Here is a 14,529-nt window from a genome sequence, read left to right as displayed (position 1 = left end):
CCTTTATCGGGTGACCCGACAAAGGGATGGCCCGCAGCAGCCTCAGGCGGGCGCGACGCCGGTGACCCGGTGGATCGAGAACACCCGTTCGTCGGTGCTGTCGGCCAGCGTCCCGAAGGCGCGCCCGCCCTCGACCCGGGTGGGGTACAAGAGGTGCGTCGTGGTGCGACCGGTGCCATCGGCATACCCGATCCAGACACCGCGCCGGTCGGCGGCCGCGTCGCGCAGCGCCGAGATGGTCACCGTCGGGTCGGTCGCCATCAGTCGCGGCTGACGCGGGTCCTGGGTCGCGCGCTGGTGCTCGGCGGCCTCCTCGGCCATGCGTAGCCCCTCGACGAGCGCTGTGGCGTAGTTGCCATCGATCGGGCTGACGACCGGGCGAACGGAGTCCTTCCGGCCCGCGGCCCGACGGGCGGTGCGTGCGGCGACCACGACCGCGCCGTCCTGCCCCTCCTGCACGGGCGCGTGACCGCTCTCCCGCAGGAGGTCGAGGAGCGTGCCGGGATGGGCTGGCGAGACCAGGACGGTCGGCGCGATCCGGCGCAGCTGCAGGGGTGCGAGCACCCGCTCGGCCAGCATCGCCTCGAGCACCGTCTCGTCGTCGCTGCGGATGTATGCCGTGGCCCCACCTACGCGGGTCTGCCCGTGCCGACGGGCGACGTCGCGCACGAGGTAGTCGAGGGGTTGAGGAACGCCCGTGCGACTGGCCAGGCGCAGTGACTCGAGCAGCTCGTCGGCGGTGAGCCCGGTATCGAGTGCCTGCCGGACCGACATGGGGCTGAACCGGTAAACCGTTGCGCCACCGCGTGATTCGACGTCGGCGCTGAGCCGCATCAGCCGGGCGAGCATGCCCTCGAGGGGCCCGGGAGCGATGGCGGTGAGATCGGCCTGCAGCAGGACGTGGTCGACGGCACTCGGCAGGGTGCCGGCCATCGCCGCGCCGATCTGCTCCGCCGTGCCCCCGAGGGCCAGTGCGCGCCCGGCGGTCGACAACCCGCTGCGCCCGGTGACCCCGAGCCACTCGGCCTCGCGCAGGACGGCGACGGCGGCGGTCTGCAGGACCCGGGGGTTGCGCAGCGGGCGCCGCCAGCCGAGGCGCTCGATGACGGACGCCGGGGTCGAGGCGATGCCGGGGGGCAGCGTGGTCAGCTCGGCCAGCACCTCGGCCCGGATGGCTCGGATGGGGGGCCAGTGCACGTCGGGCCCGAGGGCGTTGGCGGCGCTGGACGAGCCGACGGACTTCACGCCGACGAGGTGGGGGGCGCGCGTCGACGTGAGCCAGGCGTTCGCCAGTCGCGCCCACCGCGTCCCCGCGTCGCGGGACTGCCACTCGTCGAAGGACGCGGTCGGCGCCCAGACCGGCACCAGCTCGCCGTCGTCGGCGAGGAGGCCCGCGGCATAAGCGATCTCGACCAGCCACGCGGCTCGCTCGGCCGTCAGCTCGAGGGCGTCGCCGAGGACCTTGAGGTCGCGGACGGCCAGACCCCCGGTGCGCAGCACGCGTGGTGGCTCCGGACCCCAGCGGGTCGCGATCTCCTCCAGGAGGGTGAGCACCTCGGTGACCTCGCCACCAGCCGTCGCGTCGACGGTCGGCACACCGATCTCGACCGACACCGGGACGGGTGCCTCGAGCCGGGTCTCCGGGTGGATGTGGCCACCGCGCAGCACGATCGCGACGTCCCGGGGGAGCACGACGCGCGTGTCACCGGAGTCGACGCTGGCGATGCGCAGGGCCCGGTGCTCCGGCGCCACCCGGGCGAGGAGGCCGTGGTCGAGCAGCCACCGGGCCGCCCCTGCGCCGGAGCCGTCGGCGTTGAGGACCCCCACCGGCGGTCCCCAGGTGAGCCGGTCGAGGATGCTGCGTCCGCCGGCCGGCGCCTCGGCGACCAGGCGGACGATCTCCGCCGGGTCCACGAGCTGACCGGCGGGCGTGCCGGGCAGCTCGGCGGCCGAGGGGCCGAGGCCGACCGGCGACGGCCCGAGCACCTCGGGCACCGTCCGGACGACGTGGAGACCGTCGGGACCGCGCCAGAGCAGGGCGAGTGCGTGCAGGCGGTCGAGGAAGGGTCGGACGTCGGTGTCCGTCCCGAGCAGCCGGGCCACCTCCACCGGGTTGGTCCCGTCGTCGGCCACGACGACCGCCTCCAGCACCTGGAGCTCGGCGCGGTCGAGGGACTCGAGGCACCGCTGGACGCTCGCCTTGGTGCTGACCCGGGCGGCCAGGGCGGTCAGATCGGCCGGCGCCGGCCGGGCGAGGTCGGGCCGCCCGAGGATGAGCGTGCTCAGCTCCTCGTCGCTCCGCGCCCGGATGTCGTCCGCCAGGCTGCGGACGGTCGATGGCTCCGCAGTCGGCGCGGCAGTCGGCGCGGCAGGTCGGGTGGGCACAGGTCCACGGTAAGCCGCGGCCGGCACGCCCGCTGCCGCCGGGACCCTTCCCCGCCCTCCGGCCGCGGTCGCCCACGGGCTCGGCCGGTTGCGAGACTAGGTTGTGTGCCGTGATGCCAGCGACGCCCACCACCGCCGAGCAGGCCGGCGACGCCGCCTGTCCCACCGGTGTCCAGTGGACCCTGCGACGGGGGGGCGACGAGCTCACGGTCACCGAGGTGGGCGGGGGACTACGGGTCTGGACCCGCGGCGGCATCGACGTGGTCGCGGGGTTCGCCGCTGATGCACAGGTGATCGCGGGACGCGGTCAGCAGCTCATCCCGTGGCCGAACCGGATCGAGGACGGCCGTTACGCGTTCGACGGCGCGGACCTCCTGCTCGCCCTGACCGAGCCGGCACTCCACAACGCCAGCCACGGTCTGGTGCGGTGGGTGCCCTGGCGGCTGACCGAGCACACCGACGACTCGCTGACGGTCGCCCTGCGCCTCCACCCGCAGCCGGGGTGGTCGTGGGTGGTGGACCTCGAGACGAGCTACGCCCTGACCGACACGGGGCTGGTTGTCACGACAACAGCCACCAACCGGTCCACGACCCGCGCGCCTTTCGGCTATGGCGCCCACCCCTATCTCTCGCTCGCGGACACCTCCCTCGACGGCGTGACCCTCACCGTCCCCGGCTCGACCTATCTCGAGGTCGATCCTGACCGCCTGCTGCCGGTGGGGACCCACCCGGTGGAGGGGACGGCATACGACTTCCGGGCGGGGCGGGTGATCGGTGGCACGGCGCTCGACACCGCCTACACCGACCTCGTCCGCGACGGCGACGGTCGCTGGGAGGTCGCGATCGAGGGCGTCCCGCACGGCCGGCTCGCGCTCTGGGGCGACGCGACCTACCCCTGGCTGCAGGTCTTCACCGGCCGCGCCACCTCGGCGACGGAGGGCACCAACGGGCTCGCGGTCGAGCCGATGACCTGCCCTCCCGGCGCCTTCCGCTCCGGCGACGACCTCCTCGTGCTCGAGCCGGGCGAGCGGCACACCGGCACCTGGGGCATCGCCGTCGGATGAACCGTCTCCGGCCCACGGATCTGCCTGTCGATGGGCGACGGTAAATCGGCTTGGCCGTTCCCGATAAACTCCTGACGCAAGCGCAGACATGCGCCATCGAGCCGCGCCCGCGGCCCGGACGATCAGCAACGAGGTGGACTGTGCCGACTGGCAAGGTCAAGTGGTACGACGCGGAGAAGGGTTTCGGCTTCCTCGCCGATGACGAGGGCGCCGACGTGTTCCTGCACGCCAACGCGCTCCCGGAGGGCGTGACGACGCTCAAGGGCGGGACACGCGTCGAGTTCGGCGTCGTCGAGGGACGGCGCGGTGCCCAGGCGCTGACCATCCGCGTCCTCGACCCCGCCCCCTCGATCGAGAAGACCAAGCGCATCGCCGCCCGCAAGCCCGCCGAGGACATGGTCGTCATCATCGAGGACGTCATCAAGCTCCTCGACAACGTCTCCGAGGGACTGCGGCACGGGCGTTATCCCGACAAGGCGGGCGCGGGCAAGATCGCCCAGGTGCTGCGCGCCGTCGCCGGCGACCTGGAGGCCTGACCGTGCCCGAGACCAAGACCAAGACCGACCCCTCCCTGCTGGCCGCGAGCGATCTCGCCCGGGAGGCTCTGGTCGGTATCGCCGAGCCGGGCACGGTGGGCGACCACCTCGAGATGGTCATGGACGAGGAACGCCTCGCGACGCACTACTTCGCGTGCACCTCGTTCGCCTACCAGGGCTGGCGGTGGGCCGTCTCCGTCGCCCGGGCCTCGCGCCAGAAGGACGCCACGGTCTGTGAGACCAGCCTCGTGCCCGGCGTCGGGGCGATCCTGTCGCCGCAGTGGCTCCCGTATGCCGAGCGGCTGGCTCCCGGCGACCTCGGCGCCGGTGACGTGCTCCCCTACAAGGAGCAGGACGACTACCTCGAGCCCGGGTTCGAGGCGACGGGCGACGAGGACGTCGACCAGATGGCCGTCTTCGAGCTCGGCCTCGGTCGTCCGCGGGTCCTGTCCGCAGAGGGTCGCGACGTCGCCGCCCAGCGGTGGTACGACGGCTCGCACGGGCCGACCGCGGAGGTGGCCGAGAAGGCGACCGCGACGTGCTCGACGTGCGGCTTCTTCGTGCCGATGGCGGGTGCCCTGCGCACCGTCTTCGGGGTCTGCGCCAGCGAGTGGTCACCTTCGGACGGGTCCGTCGTCAGCCTCGACCACGGCTGCGGCGCGCACAGCGAGACCGACGCGGAGGCCCCGGAGCCCGAGCCGATCGGCACGCCGATCGTCGACGAGTTCGCGGTCGACGTCCTGGTCTGAGCCGTCCCCAACCTGAGCCGTCCCCAACCTGAGCCATCCCCAACTGAGCCGTCCCCAACCTGAGCCGTCTCCACCCGAGGGCGGGGCGACGGGCGGCGGCATACGGGATGGGCGGTCAGGCCTCGGCCGCGTTGCCCCGACCCCGGCGAAGGTAGACCAGGCCGATCCCCCCGAGCACCAGCCCGGTGACGCAGCACCACGGCCACCACGAGCGTTCGCCGGAGTGCAGGGCGGGCACGGCCAGGGTGAGGACGAGTCCGAGGGCCCAGAGGCCGAGGCCGACCTCGACGATGCGCCGCATCGGGAGGGCCAGCGGGCGTAGCTCCTCGACGACCGGAACCGCTGTGCCGTCGTCCCCGCGGGTCTCCTCGCTCACGAGCCCACCCTAGTTCGTCGGCGGGTCAGGCCCGGGCCCATGCCGTGTCGGCGCTAGCCTCTGCGCCATGTCGAAGACCGCCCCCGCCCCGACACCCCGCCCGAGCGGTGGAGGCACCCTCGACCGGTACTTCCGGATCACCGACCGCGGCTCGACCCTGGGCCGCGAGGTCCGGGGCGGGGTCGTCACGTTCTTCACGATGGCCTACATCGTCGTGCTCAACCCGCTCATCATCGGCACCCAGAAGGACGCCACCGGAGCCTTCCTCGGCGGCGGCGACATCGACTCGGCCAAGCTCAAGGTGGCGGCCGCGACAGCGCTCGTCGCCGGCGTGATGACCATCGTCATGGGCCTCGTCGCCAACTTCCCGCTCGCGCTCGCCACCGGCCTCGGGCTCAACGCCTTCGTCGCCTTCGGGATCGCGAAGCTCCCGCAGATGACCTGGGCCGACGCCATGGGCCTCGTCGTCCTCGAGGGCATCATCATCACGGCGCTCGTCCTCACGGGTTTCCGGACCGCAGTGCTGCGGGCCGTGCCGACCCAGCTCAAGACCGCGATCTCGGTCGGGATCGGCCTCTTCATCACGATCGTCGGGCTCGTCGACGCAGGGTTCGTCCGCAAGGCCCCGGCCACGCCGCTCGAGCTCGGGGTCGGTGGGTTCCTCACCGGCTGGCCGCTGCTCGTCTTCGTCCTCGGGCTGGCCTCGATCATCGCGATGATCGTCCTCAAGGTGAAGGGCGCCATCCTCTGGGGCATCGTCGGCGGCACCGTGCTCGCGATCGTCGTCGAGGCGATCTTCAAGGTCGGCTCCCAGACCGACGCCACCGGCAAGGTCGTGAACCCGACGGGGTGGGGTCTCAACGTGCCGACCCTGCCCAAGCAGGTCGTCGCCGCCCCCGACTTCGGGCTGCTCGGCCACGCCAACCTCTTCGGCTCGTTCGGCAAGATCGGCGTCATCGCCGCGCTGCTGATCGTCTTCACCCTCATGCTCGCCGACTTCTTCGACACGATGGGCACGATGGTCGCCATCGGCGCCGAGGCCGGGCTGCTCGACGAGAACGGCAACCCGCCCGGCTACGAGCGGATCCTCCTGGTGGACTCCGTCGCCGCGATCGCCGGCGGCGCGGGCAGCGTGAGCAGCAACACGGCATACATCGAGTCGGCCTCTGGCGTCGGCGAAGGAGCACGGACCGGGCTGGCCTCCGTCGTCACCGGCGTGCTCTTCCTGCTGGCGACGTTGTTCTCGCCGGTCGTCGCGATCGTGCCCTACGAGGCCGCGACCCCGGCCCTCGTCGTCGTCGGCTTCCTGATGATGCAGCAGGTCAAGGGCATCGACTGGGACGACCTCGAGATCGCCATCCCGGCCTTCCTCACGATCGTGCTCATGCCGTTCTCCTACTCGATCACCGCCGGCATCGGCGCGGGCTTCGTGACCTTCGTCTTCATCAAGGTGATCCGCGGGAAGGCCGCCCAGATCCACGCCCTGATGTGGGTCGTCGCCGTGCTCTTCATCGCCTACTTCGCGATCGACCCGATCAAGGCGCTGCTGCACGTGTCCTAGGTGCGACAACCGTATCGGCTCGCCCTCGTGGCCACTCCGAATCGTTAGCCAAGGTAATGAGTTAGGCTAACGATCGATGACCCAGACGCCGACCTCCACGCCCACGCACATCGCGCGGGTCTCCAACGACCTCCGTCTCGCCTGTATGCGGATCAGCCGCCGGGTGCGCTTCGAGTCCAGCCACGACATCGCGCCGCACCAGTTCTCGGTGCTCAGTCGTCTCGAGGACGCCCCCAAGACGCCGGGTGAGCTCGCCGAGATCGAGCGGGTCGCCAAGCCCACGATGACCCGCACGGTCGGGGCGCTCGTCGAGCAGGGTCTCGTCGCCCGGCAGGACGATCCCAGCGACGGCCGCCAGGTGATCCTCTCGATCACCAGCGACGGCACCCGGATGCTGCGCACGACGCGGCGCAAGCGGGATGCCTGGATGGCCAGCCGGGTCCAGCGGCTGACCCCCGAAGAGCAGGAGGTCCTCGTCCGGGCCTCCGAGATCCTGACCCGGGTGGCGGCCCAGTGAGCCCCACCTTCGCCTCTCTCAAGATCCGCAACTACCGCATCTACGCGAGCGGTTCGATCGTCTCCAACATCGGCACGTGGATGGGCCGGGTCGGTCAGGACTGGCTCGTCCTCACCATCCTCACCAATCACTCCGCGACCGCGCTCGGCACGGTGACCGGGCTGCAGTTCCTGCCCTTCCTCATCCTCGCCCCCTTCACCGGGATGATCGCCGACCGGTTCCCCAAACGGCGCATCCTCTTCGTGTCCCAGTCCGGCCTGGCGCTGTCGGCGCTCGCGCTGGCGGCGCTCACGCTCACCGGCAACGTCCAGCTCTGGCAGGTGTATGCCGTGGCCTTCTTCCAGGGCGTCGCGACCGCCATCGACAACCCGGCACGTCAGACCTTCGTGTCGGAGATGGTGCCGCGCGAATACCTCTCCAACGCCGTCGGACTCAACAGCGCGTCCTTCAACATGGGCCGCCTCATCGGCCCCGGCATCGCCGGCCTCGTCATCGCCTGGGTCGGCACCGGTGTCGCGCTGCTGGTCAACGGGCTGTCCTTCTTCTTCGTCATCCTCTCGCTCGCCACGATGCGCTCGACCGAGCTGATGCCCACGGAACGGGTCCGCGGCAAGGGCCAGATCCGTCAGGGGTTCGCCTACGTCCGGAGCCGCCCCGACCTCATGCTCGTGATGTTCCTGGTCTTCATGCTCGGCACGTTCGGCATGAACTTCCAGATCACCACGGCGCTGATGGCGACCAAGGTCTTCGACAAGGGCGCGACGGAATACGGCCTGCTGGGCTCGATCCTCGCGATCGGCTCGCTCGCCGCCGCCCTGCTGTCGGCCCGGCGCAAGAACCCGCGGCTCCGGGTGCTCCTCGTCGCGCTCTCCGGGTTCGTCGTCTCGACCTTCCTCGCGGCGATCGCCCCGACCTACGACCTCTTCGCCATCTCCCTGATCCCCGTCGGTCTCTGCGCCCTGACGACGATGACGACCGCCAACGCCATGGTCCAGCTCTCCGTCGACGCCCAGATGCGCGGCCGGGTGATGGCGCTCTACATGGCGATCCTGATGGGCGGCACCCCGATCGGGTCGCCGTTCATCGGGTGGCTCGGCGACCACGCCGGCCCGCGCTGGACCATCGGTGTCGGCACGATCGCCGTCACTCTCGCCCTGGTGGTCACCGCGGTGCTGCTGACCCGGCGCGACAACGTGCGGGTGAGCTACCAGTCCGCCCGTCGACCGCGGTTTCAGGTCACCTCGACGGTGTCGAGCCGGTCCGGGCAGCCGTCCGTGCCGGCCCCCGAAGCCGCGCGCTGACGGATGCCGCTCACATGAACGTCCGTTTCCGGCAGCGCCTCACCGTCGCCGTCCTCGTGCTGCTCGTCGTCGTCGCCGTGATCGCCGCGATCGTCAACGGCAGGCACTGAGTTCCGCACTGCTGGAGTGCTTTTCGCCGACCCCACCCGTCGCGGAGTGCTTGTGGGTCAGCTTTCCTCGAGCGTATCGATCACCCGCTCGCACCTGAGCGGGTCCTCCGTCAGCCCGGCCTCGACTCCCCACAGCCAGTAGTCGACCGTCCGCACCAGCATCCACGCCCACGCGCGGTCCGCGTCGAACCCGCTAGCTCGCACGAGGGCTGCCGCATACGTGCGGATCGACGCGGCATCGGGCAACCGGTCGACGAGGGTCCACACCCCACGCGCGAGGTCGTATGCCGGATCGCCCCGCCACAACGTCGGGTCGATGACGACCCACGACCGGCCGGCGCCTTGGAGCACCTGGTTGGCGTGCACGTCGGCGTTCACCGCGAGCCCGGGGTCATCGTCGGCGAGGTCAACTGCGAGCGAGCACGCGTGTTCGACAACGGATTCCGGCAGTGGCCGACCGGCTCCGCGCCATCGCTCACGGCCCTGCGTGGCCATCGCCAGGGCCACATCGGTCGTCGACGGGACGTCGCCGGGAGGGGCGGTGGTCGCCATCGCCGCAACCAGCCCGCCGAGCACCTCCGCGATCTCGGAGGGAGCCCGAGTCGACAGGGGGCTGGAGGCATCGAGACCGTCGAGCAGCATGACCGCCCCGTCGGGCGAGGAGCGGATGACGCGGACCACGGGTCCGTCGCTCCAGAACTCCAGTGCGCGTACATCGGCCGCCGACCCGGCGTCGCCCGGCGTGAGGCGCAAGGCCGCCGGTCCGAGTGCGGAGCGCACGGGGACCACGAGGGCGTTGGACCCGTGATTGACCGTGCCGTCGACGGTCAGCCCCCAGGCGATGGAGGTCACGGCGACGAGCCCCGGCAGGTCATCGAGCCAGCGCTGTCCGGCCGGGTCGTGCTCCCACCTCGGTGAGCGCCGAAAAGCGTCAGGGACCTCCACGACGGACATCATTGCCCCCCGCTGACGCGGGTGTCGCTCCGGGACCTGAGGTCCAGTGGTCCAGAGAGGAGCGACGGCCCGCCTATCGGCTGGTCGTCAACCCGTAGACGAGCTCGTCGACGAACCGGCCCTGGACCCAGGCGGCGTCCTGGCGGGTGCCTTCGTGGATGAACCCGGCGCGGACGGCGGCCGCGCGCATGGCGGTGTTGGTGACGAGGGTGTCGATCTGCAAGCGGTGCAGACCGAGCAGGTCGAATCCGTAGCGGCACAGCACGTGCACGACGTCAGAGCCGTACCCGTGGCCACGGTGGTCCGACATCAGGGAGATCCCGAGATGGGCGCTGCGGTTGTGCAGGTCGATGTCCCACAGGAGGGCGTCGCCGATGACCTCGTCGCCTGACGTGCCGCTGCGGAGCCGTTCGTCGTCGGCAGGCCGGTTGCCGACGAACAGGATGACTGTGAAGATCGCCACCTCCGACGACGGAAGCGTCGGCGCATAGGGGGAGGCAGCTGATCCCGGTGAAATCGGGCGCCAGGCCCGGCTGTCCGCCTGCACCCGGGTGGCGACGTCGTCGTACAACCCGGCCTGGAGCAGCGGCACGTCGCTGTCGAGCCGGGCCCGCAGCGCCACCCTCTCGCCGGTCAGCACAGACCCTCGTCTCCGAGCATCCGGCCACGCTCTTGGGGCACCACTGCTCCCGCTCCCCTCATCAACGCCTCTCGACCTCCTGTGTTTGACCCAGCCAGCCGCGGCCCGCCCCTCGGGCTCTGACGTCGTCGCGGTCGCGCCCGATGAGTATCCTCGCGCTCCGGTGCCGACGCAAGGTTTGGTGTCGTCCGAGTCATGGACCTGCTGGGGCGTAGGGGTCGGAAACGAACAGCTGGGGGAGGTGGGGTCAGGATCTGAGGCGCCCGGTTCCACGCACTGGACGAGGCGTTACGATACGTCATATGAGTTCACTGACAATTCGCACTGACCCTGAGGTGGAGCGCGCCCTCGAGGGTTTGACCTTCGGTGGTGTGTCGCGTTCGGAGGCGGCCAGGACCGCGATCCTCGAGGCCGACCGATCCCGCCGCCGGGCTCTTCTTCGAGCCGAAGCCGAGTCGCTGCGTGATGATCCTGAGGACGCCGCCGCGTCGCGTGAGCTGGCAGCGGAGATGGATGCCATTCGTGCGTGGTGACCTGTACCGGCTCCGAGCACCTAAGAACGTCCGCGGGCACGAGCAGGCGGGAAGCCGGTTCGCCGTAGTGGTGCAGTCCGACGACCTCCCGCTGTCAACGTGGCTCGTCGCACCCACATCCACGGGGAGGCGCGAGGCAACCTTTCGGCCCGAGATCGAGGTTGACGGCGTTCGGACCCGCGTCATGCTCGAGCAGCTCACCGTCGTCGATCCGGAGACCCGGCTGGGGGAGTTCGCTGGACGGCTCGACGCGGCCGAGTTACGGGCCGTCGACGCAGCGCTGATGACGGTGTTGGGCTTGGACTGATCAGCTGCTCGGAGGAGTCGCCCCGTACTGGTGTCCAAGCCGGCGGCACACGTCAGGACGTGGCAAAGACGACATGCTCGAGGCAGGCGGTGCGGACTCAGGCGTCCTCGGCGGGGAACATCGCCACATAGCTGGTTGCGGCCGAGCCGCGGTAAGGCGCGACGCCGACGATCCCGTTGGTGCGCAGCGTTTTTGCGACCGCTGCCGAGTCGAGGGTGTTCTCGAAACGGGTCTAGCTCCGACATGTCGCAGACGCAGTCCGCTGATCTCAATAGTTGTCGATGACGTATGTGGCTCGTTCGGTGGGCTTGCACGCTGAGAGGTAAAGGCGTTGGCCCTGCAAGTACCTGAACCACAAAGGGTGTTTCGGGTCCGGGGGAGCACCGTCTCGCTGAACCATGCGCGGGACTGTGACCGCGAACGGCACATTCAAGAAGACGGACATGTCCCAGTGGGCCCAGAGTTCGTCTCGGTGGAGGAACATGCCCTCGATGACCACGACTGCCGTTGGCGCGATCGCGACAGGCTCCTCGTGGATTGGCGCGTCGGCGAGATGATCGAAGGCGCGCAGGGATATTGACCGGGCGGCGCCCGGTTTCAACGGATCCAGCACCCGGGTGGTGAACCCGGCGAGGTCGTAGGTGTCGTGGAAGAACCCCTCTGGCGAGGTCCTGCCCCTGGCATACCGGACGGACCGGGGGTTGAGGAAGTCATCCATGTGGACGACGTGGACTGCCCTCCGAAGTGCGGTGTAGGCAGTCGCGAGAGACTCGGCGAATGTCGTCTTCCCGCTACCGTCCGGGCCGTCCACCGCAACCACGGTCGGTCGATCCAGGACGGGAGTACCGGCCGCCAGAGAGGCTACATCGGGCATCGCAGGACCCTACTGCTTCGGGATTGGGTGCCACGCATTCGACTGCTGGGGCCGTGCGTCGACGTTACGGTCTGGCCCGCCGCAGGGCTCTTCTTCGAGCCGAGGCCGAGTCGTTGCGCGACGATCCGCAGGACGTCGCGGCGTCGCGCGAGCTCGCCGCGGAGATGGATGCACCTTCGTGGACGAGGGTGGGGGCCGGGACTGACCGGCTGCCCTGAGGGGTTGCCACCCAGCGGCGTCCAGGCCCACGGCATACGTCAGGACGTGGCTGTGACCACGTGCTCGATGCAGGCCGTGAGGGCCGAGACGTCGTCGGGGTCGACGGCGGGGAACATCGCGACGCGCAGCTGGTTGCGGCCGAGCTTGCGGTAGGGCTCGACGTCGACGATCCCGTTGGCGCGCAACGTCTTTGCGACCGCAGCCGCGTCGACCGAGTCGTTGAAGTCGATGGTGCCGACGACCTGGCTGCGGGCGGCGGGATCGGTCACGAACGGCGTGGTGTATGCCGTGGCCTCCGCCCAGGAGTAGAGCCGGCTCGAGCTGTCGAGGGTCCGCCCGACGGCCCAGTCGAGGCCGCCCCGGTCGTTGATCCAGCCGATCTGGGCGTTGAGCAGGGCGAGCGTGCTGAGGGCCGGGGTGTTGTAGGTCTGGTTGAGCCGGCTGTTGCTCACGGCCGTGGGGAGGCTGAAGAAGTCGGGCACCCAGCGGCCGGACGCCTCGATCTCCTCGACCCGGGCGAGCGCCGCGGGGGAGAAGGCCGCCAGCCAGAGACCGCCGTCGGAGGCGAAGCACTTCTGCGGGCCGAAGTAGTAGACGTCGGTCTCGGCGACGTCGACCGGCAGGCCGCCGGCGCCTGACGTCGCGTCGATGAGCACGAGGGCGCCCTCGTCGGCGCCCTCCACCCGGCGGATGGGGGCCATGACCCCGGTGGAGGTCTCGTTGTGCGGCCACGCGTAGACGTCGATGCCGGCCTCGGCGCGGGAGGTGGCGAGGGAGCCCGGGTCGGCCGTGATGATCGTGGAGTCGCCGAGGAACGGCGCGTTGTGGGTCACCGCGCCGAACTTCGCCGAGAACTCGCCGAAGGCCAGGTGCTGCGCGTGCTCGCGGACGAGCCCGAACGCGGCGATGTCCCAGAACGCGGTCGACCCGCCGTTGCCGAGGACGATCTCGTAGCCGTCCGGCAGCGAGAAGAGCGCGGCGAGCCCGTCGCGCACCTCGCCGACGAGGCCGCGCACCGGTGCCTGGCGGTGCGAGGTGCCGAGGACCGTGCGGCTCAGCGAGCTGAGGTAGTCGACCTGCTCGGGGCGGATCTTGCTCGGGCCGGAGCCGAAGCGGCCGTCCTTCGGCAGGAGGTCGGCCGGGATCGTCAGCGCGTCGCTCATGGGAGCAATGAAACCAACCACGGCACAGGCTCTCCGACCCGGGTCCACGGGCTGGACCCAGCCGGCGGGCCGAGGCTGTTCGAGGTCGGGAATCTTTTCCTCTTGCCCCCCGTTGGATGCTCTGTAATCATGTAATCACCATTACCAGAGAGGCCAGACCATGCGGCACGAACATGAGAACGAGCACGGCGGCCACCGTCACGGTGGCCCTCAGGACGACCGCGGCTTCGCCGAGCACTTCGCCGAAGAAGCGGACGACAACGCCGACGAGGGTCGCGGTCCCCGCGGGGGCCGTCGCGGTCCGCGCGGTGGTGGCCGACGCGGCCCCGGTGGACCCGGCGGCTTCGGTCCCGGTTGGGGTCCGGGCTTCGGCCCGTTCGGCCCGGGCGGTCCCGGTGGACCGGGCGGCCGACGCCGAGGAGGCCCGTTCGGGCGTCCCGGCGGCTGGCAGCAGGCCGATCTCCCGGCGGCGGACGACGTCGCGGGCTGGTTCGCCGGACGTCTTCCCTCCGACTGGTTCGTCGGCACCCCCACGGTGAACGTCGACCGCGAGGAGGTCATCGTCATCGGTGAGCTCCCGCCGGTGGACCACCAGGAGGGTGACGAGACCTCGGCGGCAGCCGCGCAGGGCCGGATCAGCCGGTTCCGCGAGACCAGCCGCGACGAGCGGGTGGCCATCGCCCTCGAGGCGGAGGGGCGCTACGGCCGCAAGGTCGGCTGGGGCGCGACGATCGGCGAGGAGTCGGCCATCTTCACGCACCAGGCCATCCCGGTGATGACCCGGCTGCGCCAGCCCCAGCGGCAGGTGCTCGACACCCTCGTCGACGCCGGCGTCGCTCGCTCCCGCTCCGAGGCGCTCGCCTGGGCCGTCACCCTCGTCGGCCAGCACGCCGACGAGTGGCTGCAGGGCCTGCGCGAGGCGATGGCCGAGGTCGACAAGCTGCGGACCGACGGTCCCCAGGTCTGACCCGACCAGCACTACCAGCACCACCCGGTATGCCGGGCCGCCCCGACCAGGGGCCGGCCCGGCATACCGCTGCCTGCGGCCCGGGGGGTTCCGTTCCAAGCACACGTTTTGTCAAGTTCTCGCACTCTCCGACCCCGGAGACTTCACAAAACGTGTGTTCGGAACGGAGGGGTGGGGGGTGTCGGTCCGGGCTGACACACTCGCCCGTATGCCGCACCTGGAGCCGTTCGAGGGTCGCCTCGAGGAGGACGAGACCTATGACCAGATCTCCTT

At 70.7% G+C, this 14,529-nt stretch carries 15 protein-coding genes; 9 read left to right on the top strand and 6 right to left on the bottom strand.

Annotated elements, in window-relative coordinates; translation table 11 throughout:
* Window positions 1–42: 42 nt before the first annotated feature.
* Complete coding sequence (locus Q0R63_RS13675) at window positions 43–2,385, bottom strand: helicase-associated domain-containing protein (protein WP_295698217.1); 2,343 nt, start codon at window positions 2,383–2,385, stop codon at window positions 43–45.
* A gap of 113 nt (window positions 2,386–2,498) precedes the next feature.
* Here Q0R63_RS13675 and Q0R63_RS13670 point away from each other — a divergent pair, with 113 nt between their 5' ends.
* The 3 genes from Q0R63_RS13670 (at window position 2,499) to Q0R63_RS13660 (ending at window position 4,734) form a co-directional block, all read left to right on the top strand.
* Entirely contained in the window at window positions 2,499–3,449 is a 951-nt protein-coding gene (locus Q0R63_RS13670; RefSeq protein WP_295698219.1) for an aldose 1-epimerase family protein, read from the top strand.
* A gap of 140 nt (window positions 3,450–3,589) precedes the next feature.
* Window positions 3,590–3,985 (top strand): cold-shock protein, encoded by a 396-nt coding sequence (locus Q0R63_RS13665; protein ID WP_295698213.1) that lies wholly within the window; start codon window positions 3,590–3,592, stop codon window positions 3,983–3,985.
* 2 nt (window positions 3,986–3,987) lie between these two features.
* Window positions 3,988–4,734: a DUF3027 domain-containing protein gene (locus Q0R63_RS13660; protein WP_295698210.1), complete on the top strand. Its 747-nt coding sequence runs from the start codon at window positions 3,988–3,990 to the stop codon at window positions 4,732–4,734.
* Between the two features lie 115 nt (window positions 4,735–4,849).
* Here the strand turns inward: Q0R63_RS13660 and Q0R63_RS13655 are convergent, their stop codons facing one another.
* The gene (locus tag Q0R63_RS13655; RefSeq protein ID WP_295698206.1) at window positions 4,850–5,110 is read right to left on the bottom strand and encodes a DUF2530 domain-containing protein; all 261 of its coding nucleotides are present in this window, start codon (window positions 5,108–5,110) and stop codon (window positions 4,850–4,852) included.
* Window positions 5,111–5,177: 67 nt separating this feature from the next.
* On the opposite strand from Q0R63_RS13655, the gene Q0R63_RS13650 reads away from it, so the two are divergent.
* The 3 genes from Q0R63_RS13650 (at window position 5,178) to Q0R63_RS13640 (ending at window position 8,489) form a co-directional block, all read left to right on the top strand.
* Window positions 5,178–6,671, top strand: a complete 1,494-nt coding sequence (locus Q0R63_RS13650) for an NCS2 family permease (RefSeq protein WP_295698203.1) — start codon at window positions 5,178–5,180, stop codon at window positions 6,669–6,671.
* Between the two features lie 76 nt (window positions 6,672–6,747).
* Window positions 6,748–7,188: a MarR family transcriptional regulator gene (locus tag Q0R63_RS13645; protein WP_295698200.1), complete on the top strand. Its 441-nt coding sequence runs from the start codon at window positions 6,748–6,750 to the stop codon at window positions 7,186–7,188.
* Window positions 7,185–8,489 carry an MFS transporter gene (locus Q0R63_RS13640; protein ID WP_295698198.1) on the top strand — a complete coding sequence of 435 codons (1,305 nt, stop codon included), beginning with the start codon at window positions 7,185–7,187 and terminating at the stop codon, window positions 8,487–8,489. Before Q0R63_RS13645 ends, Q0R63_RS13640 begins: the two co-directional genes overlap by 4 nt.
* Window positions 8,490–8,656: 167 nt before the next feature.
* On the opposite strand, the gene Q0R63_RS13635 is transcribed toward Q0R63_RS13640, so the two are convergent.
* Entirely contained in the window at window positions 8,657–9,544 is an 888-nt protein-coding gene (locus Q0R63_RS13635; RefSeq protein WP_295698195.1) for an aminoglycoside phosphotransferase family protein, read from the bottom strand.
* An 82-nt stretch (window positions 9,545–9,626) separates the two neighbouring features.
* Entirely contained in the window at window positions 9,627–10,193 is a 567-nt protein-coding gene (locus tag Q0R63_RS13630; protein ID WP_295698192.1) for a GNAT family protein, read from the bottom strand.
* Window positions 10,194–10,495: 302 nt separating this feature from the next.
* On the opposite strand from Q0R63_RS13630, the gene Q0R63_RS13625 reads away from it, so the two are divergent.
* The gene (locus tag Q0R63_RS13625; RefSeq protein WP_295698190.1) at window positions 10,496–10,726 is read left to right on the top strand and encodes a hypothetical protein; all 231 of its coding nucleotides are present in this window, start codon (window positions 10,496–10,498) and stop codon (window positions 10,724–10,726) included.
* A complete protein-coding gene (locus Q0R63_RS13620) occupies window positions 10,716–11,033 on the top strand; it encodes a type II toxin-antitoxin system PemK/MazF family toxin (RefSeq protein ID WP_295698187.1) in 318 nt (105 codons plus the stop codon). The genes Q0R63_RS13625 and Q0R63_RS13620 overlap by 11 nt, the downstream gene beginning before the upstream one ends.
* A 268-nt stretch (window positions 11,034–11,301) precedes the next feature.
* Here Q0R63_RS13620 and Q0R63_RS13615 read toward each other — a convergent pair whose 3' ends face one another.
* Together Q0R63_RS13615 and serC are read right to left on the bottom strand one after the other, a co-directional pair.
* A complete protein-coding gene (locus Q0R63_RS13615; RefSeq protein ID WP_295698185.1) occupies window positions 11,302–11,907 on the bottom strand; it encodes a uridine kinase in 606 nt (201 codons plus the stop codon).
* Window positions 11,908–12,164: 257 nt separating this feature from the next.
* Window positions 12,165–13,289 (bottom strand): phosphoserine transaminase, encoded by a 1,125-nt coding sequence (gene serC / locus Q0R63_RS13610; RefSeq protein ID WP_295698182.1) that lies wholly within the window; start codon window positions 13,287–13,289, stop codon window positions 12,165–12,167.
* 160 nt (window positions 13,290–13,449) lie between these two features.
* Here serC and Q0R63_RS13605 point away from each other — a divergent pair, with 160 nt between their 5' ends.
* Complete coding sequence (locus tag Q0R63_RS13605; protein WP_295698179.1) at window positions 13,450–14,256, top strand: hypothetical protein; 807 nt, start codon at window positions 13,450–13,452, stop codon at window positions 14,254–14,256.
* Window positions 14,257–14,529: the final 273 nt, after the last annotated feature.

The organism is Lapillicoccus sp., assembly GCF_025353065.1.
Classification (GTDB): domain Bacteria; phylum Actinomycetota; class Actinomycetes; order Actinomycetales; family Dermatophilaceae; genus Lapillicoccus.
The sequence above is the reverse complement of the archived record's forward strand: the minus strand, read 5'-3'. Positions and strand labels throughout refer to the sequence as shown.